Source organism: Herbaspirillum sp. B65, assembly GCF_000333555.1.
Taxonomy (GTDB): domain Bacteria; phylum Pseudomonadota; class Gammaproteobacteria; order Burkholderiales; family Burkholderiaceae_D; genus Herbaspirillum; species Herbaspirillum rubrisubalbicans.
Genome location: NZ_BADI01000649.1, coordinates 1 through 1,632, shown reverse-complemented (window position 1 = coordinate 1,632; position 1,632 = coordinate 1). Strand labels below are relative to the sequence as shown.

2 protein-coding genes are annotated in these 1,632 nt (G+C 62.8%); both read right to left on the bottom strand.

The features are described from left to right. The coding region (locus I5W_RS15370) for an alpha/beta fold hydrolase (protein WP_044529880.1) at nucleotides 1–823 on the bottom strand (823 nt) is incomplete at its 3' end. A 92-nt stretch (nucleotides 824–915) separates the two neighbouring features. Further along, on the bottom strand, nucleotides 916–1,632 hold a 717-nt coding region (locus I5W_RS15365; RefSeq protein WP_044529879.1), incomplete at its 5' end, for a patatin-like phospholipase family protein.

The window sequence follows — 1,632 nt, the reverse complement described above, 5'->3', positions numbered from 1 at the left end:
CGGCAATCATCTCCACCTGCGTCTTGGGGATGCAGGCAATGCGGCGGTCGATTTCCTCGCGCTTGAGCGCAGCCGGGCCGAAGAAGCGCCAGATATCGCTGTCGATGGCTTCGATCCACAGCACCGGTGCGCTGATGCGGCTCCAGCAGGCCATCATTTCATCGACCCGGTACAGGATGGGGCTGACCTGCTTGTGCGCCGGATCGCCCAGGATCTGCCACAGGCCGCTCTCATCCTGCTGCGCCCAGTGCCGGGCCAGGAAAGCAGCGCGTTCATCGGACAGGCGCGCGTTGTTCTTCTGCAGCCGCGCCGCCACCTCTTGCAGCGTCGCATAGCCGCGCAGGATGGGCCGGTGCTTGACTTCGTCCAGCCATTGCACAAAGCGCCCCGGCGCCTGTTCCGGCTTGGCCGTGGGCAGGCCCAGGCCTTCCAGGTTGATGAGGCGCGCGATGCGCTGCGGTCGCACGCCGGCATACAGGGTCACGACATTGCCACCCATGCTGTGGCCGAGCAAGTTGACGGCCTGGTCGGGGGCATAGTGGTCGAGGATGGCCTCGAGGTCGGCCAGGTAATCGGGGAACCAGTAGGATTGCGCCGGGCTGCGCTCGGTCAGGCCGAAGCCGCGCCAATCGGGAGCGATGACGTGCCACTCCCCTTGCAGTGCATCGACCATGAACTGGAACGAAGCCGACATATCCATCCAGCCGTGCATCATGAAGATCTTGGGCGCCTGCGGGTCACCCCAGTGGCGCACGTGGTAGCGCAGGCCGCCTATGTCGAGGAATTCGGAACGGGAAGCTTTCTTGGCGATGGTTGAGCGCATGAGGTTGTCGTTGTTTTATCTGCTGTGAAGATTCAAGCAGCAAAGTATAGACAAAAAAGAACGATCGTGCGCAAAGCCAGGCATTCAGGGCCTCAGGGCAGGAAGCGCCCCAGGTCGAAGGTGGAGGTATGACCGATCTGGGCGAAGTTCTGCTCCAGCCATTCCGAGGCGCGTTCGCGGCCCTGCTGGAACAGGCTGCCGATGAAGCTGGCCTGGGTATTGAGCTTGGAGAGATTGGTCAACTGCTCCATCAACTCATTGGCATCGATCATGTGCAGATTCAACTGGCGCAAGCGCCGCTCCAGCGACCCGAAGGCCAGCGTGGAACTCTCGGCTTCGCGCTTGGCCAGGGCCAGCGCGCTCAGTTCGGTGAAGAAGGCCGAACTGAAGCTGATTTCCGACAGGCGCTGGCCGATGTCATGGCTGGTGGTAGGAGTGCCGGCGCGGCGGCTGGGATGCAGCAGCACCACCATGACGTCGCGCGCGGTGCAGGAATGCAGCAGCGGGAAGATCGGTGGATTGGCCGTCAAGCCGCCATCCCAATAGGCTTCGCCCTCGATTTCGATGGGCCGGTGCAGCGAGGGCAGGCAAGCCGAAGCCAGCAGCACATCCACCGACAGGTCGGCATTGCGGAAGATCTTCAGCGTGCCGGTACTGACCTGGGTGGCGGCGATGAAGAGCTTCAGTTCGCGCTGGCGGCGCAAGCGCTCAAAATCGACCTGCTCGAACAGGATGTCGCGCAGCGGGGTGATATCCAGCGGGTTCATTTGGGTCGGCGAAAAAAAGCGCGTCATCGCCAGCAGCGCCTG